Below are 3,830 nucleotides of genomic sequence, written 5' to 3'. Positions count from 1 at the left end.
ACCAGAACCAGAACCAGAACCAGAACCAGAACCAGCCAATGCCAATTCCGACAACCCGATAGATTATTATCAAAAAATTCTCTTTGGTTTAAATTTAAAACAACCAGCAATTGGTACAATTAAGCAGCCATTTCATTCACGCGTGAATAGACGCACAGGTCAAAAGGGGTGCTCATGACAGCCAAGATCGTTACCGTTTTCAATCAAAAAGGCGGGTGCGCCAAAACCATGACGACCATGCAGCTGGCTGGGACCCTTGGTTTGCGTGGCTTGAGGGTGTTTGTGGTGGACATGGACCCCCAGAACACAGCAGCACTGTGGTTTCACCAGGCATCGGCCGAGACCCCCTTCCCCGCAGAAGTGCTGTCGATGGCCCCGTTGAAAGAGGCTTTTCTCGAAAAACTGTCGGCCATCGCTGAGAAGTACGACATCATCATCATCGACTGTCCGCCTGCGTTGGGCTCTCGAGTGCCATGGGCCGCATTGGTGGCGTCCGATCTGGCAATCATTCCTGTTGTACCTGTCATGGACAATGTGTGGGCTTCCAAGCAAGCAGAAGAGTTGGTGCTGGAAGCGCGCCAAGCCCGAACCAGCCGCGGGGGAGACAACCTGAAGGCGGTTTACTTGCTCAGCATGGTGCGCCGAGGCAATATCTTTGACAGTTGCCTGGAAACACTCAAATCTGGCGCGCAGATCCCCATCCTGAAATCCACTTTGGCGATGCGCAACGTTTTTCCGGAATCTCAGCTCTACGGCTGCGTCGTTCGCTCTTTTGGCAAGTCGGTGGCGGCCTCCGAAGTCGATGCCTTGGTTGACGAATTGGCAGGATTGTTAGAAATAAAAGTATCTAAGGCTAAATAAAAAATGAATATTAAAAAAGGTGATATGGCCGCACGTGCGGCCCTGGCCGCCAAGAGTGCGCCAACCATCGGTGACCGACTCCGCCATGCCCAGGACCTGGTGCACACCCACCCTGCGGACGAAACCCCCAGAGCTTCATTCAACCCGGTCGGGCAAAGCCTGCAAGCACTTGCCATCCCCGAAGTGCAGCCAACAAACTCTTCGGGGGCCCGTTTCGAAAAGGTGGCCATTGAGCTGATCGATGTCAACCCCTTCAACGCTCGTCACATCTACCGACCGGAACGGGTCAGCGAATTGGCGGCCAGCATCAGCGCACACGGACAAGAGATACCAGGCCTGGCGGCCAAGCAAGGTGGGCGGTACGTGCTTGCTGCAGGGCACTATCGGCTGCGGGCCTTGAAGCTGATCGGGGCCAAGACCATGGACCTGATGGTCTATGACACATTGAACGATCGCGAACTGTATTCGCACAGCTACCGAGAAAACGCTGAGCGGGAAACGCAGACCGCGCTGGACAACGCGCTGTCATGGCGAACGTTGCTGGACCAGGGCGTTTTTGCCAGCGAGACGGAGATTGCAGAGGCCACGGGTCAATCTCAACCGAATGTGAACAAGACATTGGCAATCCTCCGACTGTCGCCGCCTGTGCTCGAGGTCCTCAAAGAGGACCCCAAGGCATTCGCCATGAGCGCACTGTATGAATTGGTTCTGTACGAACAGGCCGTCGATACCCCAAGCGCGCTGGCAATGGCCAAGTTGGTCAAGGAAGGGGAGGCCGGTCGCAAGGAAATCCAGGAGGCGAGGGCCAAAGTGCAGTCGCCGCGGGAGCGCAAGCGCAAGGAAATCTCCCGTCAATACAAGATTCAACGCAACGGGCAACAGGTTGGACACCTGAAGGAATGGGACTCCGGCAAGGTTTCGTTCGAAATCGTGCTGGCAGACACGGCCGACCGGGAAGCGCTTGTGGCGGAGCTGCGCAGCAGATTCGATCTGGCTGAGACACCCAGTCCCCCATCACCGGCGGCCGAAATTCCTGACTGAACAGCAAACTGAACCGATGCGCTGGGGTGCAATGCCTCAGCGCGAGTGAATGGGACCGGCACAGGCGCGGCCGACCGCCCCTCCTGCAGGCGGCCCACTCCAAAGTGGAAGCGCGGGATCAAGGTGAATCGATTGGATGTGGGGTTGGAGGGTGATGAGCCATCATTGCCTGCACCTTGGCCATGTGGCTCGGCAAAACTTGCCAGCGGTATGCGGCCCAGGCTGTTGTGTGGCCTGCCCTTTTTTGCAATCCTTTGCCAGGCCGGCCAACGATCCCAGGCCATGAATGCCCTGCTGGTGAACTCCGGGCGGTTGTTTATGCACGCCACCGCCTTCGGAAACCCGCGAAGGAGCGCAGTGCGCTTTTGCACACCCGCGTCACGTACGGCACTTGAGGTGCCGAACCCCCAACGATGTCCACGCTCTCGTGGGTGAAGTCATCGGCCGCAGTGAGGTACTTCAAGCGCCGGCCAGGCCGTCGCTGACGAAATCCATGCCCCACACTTCGTTGACCGTGCGAGCCAACCGCAGCGGCACCCGCGCGCTGATGGGCCGTTTGCCCTTCTTGCGCTTGCGCACAGCCGGGTTGTTTTGTCGGGAAAGACCGAAACACCCACGCTTGGTTGATTTCGGGAAACCGCGGGCGCAAAACGTCGTGAATACGCCGGTAGCCAAAGCGGCGCCGCACATGAGCGATCTCCACGATCTTCTCATGCAGTAACCGCCTGGCCTGATCGACCTGTGGTGGTGGCAGCTGTCGCGGGAGAGCCCCACTAGCCGGCATGCGCGACGCTCGGACAAATGGTGATCACTCACCATGAGCCCAACCGCTTCGCGCCTGGCCTGCGGGGCTAGCGCTTTACCCCCAGAACGCTCTTGAGCGCATGCATGTCCAGGTGCGCCTCGGCCAGTAGCCGCTTGAGCTTGGCGTTCTCTGGCTCCAGCTCACGCAGGCAACGGGCCTCCGAGAACTGCCTGCAGCCGGACTTGGCGTCACTGAAGCCACCACTGCGGCAAAGCCCGTTGATCGGCAAGAAACACCTGCGGCCCCCAACAAAACGCTCACCTTGTCTAGACCTGAACCGGAATCGGGCGGCATCGAGAAAGGTGAGATGTCTGCGCAAGTATCAGGCCAACATCAAATTTCGACCCCAACAAAAAGCTCACCTATGGGCCCGGGAGGCCTTCCACGCAGCCTTAGCCGGGAACCAATCCGGTGTGATTGATCATTTTGAACAAGGAAGACCCCAACAATTGGCTCACCTTCGAGCACCTTGGGTCAAAAAGCCATGCGCCTGACGTGCAGAGCGTCAGAAACGGAAGAGCCGACACCCGCCGCCTCAGGCGCCCAAGTGCACAAGGTGAGACATTTGTTGGGGCATACCGGCGGAGTTAGGTACACACCCCAAAAAAAATCTCACCTTTCAAACATCTGCACATGAAATACGGTTTTAAGCCCTACCAGAAGAAGCAGGTACTTACATTTTAAGAAAAACACCACAACAATCCTCTCACCTAAGTGCCATGGGTGAGAAAAATGTTGGGGAGCACACCATCAAGCCGGGAGGGCATCCGAATGCGCCATAGAACACAGAAATGAGCGCTATCAGGTGAGCACTTTGTTGGGGTGAGCAATCATCTGTCCGGCGCTTTCATCACCCAAAGGTGAGAACTTTGTTGGGTGAAATAGCCATGTTCTCACGCCCTTGGAACCCTCAGGTGAGGCTTTTGTTGGGGGTTCTAGGATGCTGCCACTGCAAAAGGTGAGGATTTTGTTGGGACTGGTCAGCAATCTCGAAATGACCTCCTTCATCACCCCCAACAAAACTCTCACCCATCAGGATCCATGAGCCAAGGTTGAACCACCCCAACAAATCTCTCACCCTAAAAAATTCAGCACGCCAAGTTCAGACCCCAACAAAGTACTC

Annotated in this window: 2 protein-coding genes and 1 pseudogene; 2 read left to right on the top strand and 1 reads right to left on the bottom strand. The window is 56.7% G+C overall.

The features are described 5' to 3' along the window. The first annotated feature begins 174 nt into the window (after positions 1-174). Together F624_RS0131780 and F624_RS0131775 are read left to right on the top strand one after the other, a co-directional pair. Complete coding sequence (locus tag F624_RS0131780; protein ID WP_031256995.1) at positions 175-861, top strand: ParA family protein; 687 nt, start codon at positions 175-177, stop codon at positions 859-861. A gap of 3 nt (positions 862-864) precedes the next feature. After that, complete coding sequence (locus F624_RS0131775) at positions 865-1,902, top strand: ParB/RepB/Spo0J family partition protein (RefSeq protein WP_084679909.1); 1,038 nt, start codon at positions 865-867, stop codon at positions 1,900-1,902. Positions 1,903-2,042: 140 nt separating this feature from the next. Here F624_RS0131775 and F624_RS36570 read toward each other — a convergent pair. After that, a pseudogene (locus F624_RS36570) lies at positions 2,043-3,026 on the bottom strand (transposase family protein); the annotation flags it as partial. Positions 3,027-3,830: the final 804 nt, after the last annotated feature.

This window comes from Curvibacter lanceolatus ATCC 14669 (genome assembly GCF_000381265.1).
Classification (GTDB): Bacteria; Pseudomonadota; Gammaproteobacteria; order Burkholderiales; family Burkholderiaceae_C; genus Curvibacter; species Curvibacter lanceolatus.
Note: the sequence above shows the minus strand (reverse complement) of the source record. Positions and strands in the feature narration are given on the sequence as shown.

Coding starts and splice junctions, on each gene's coding strand:
- F624_RS0131780 (WP_031256995.1), top strand. CDS start 175: ATGACAGCCAAGATCGTTACCGTTTTCAATCAAAAAGGCGGGTGCGCC.
- F624_RS0131775 (WP_084679909.1), top strand. CDS start 865: ATGAATATTAAAAAAGGTGATATGGCCGCACGTGCGGCCCTGGCCGCC.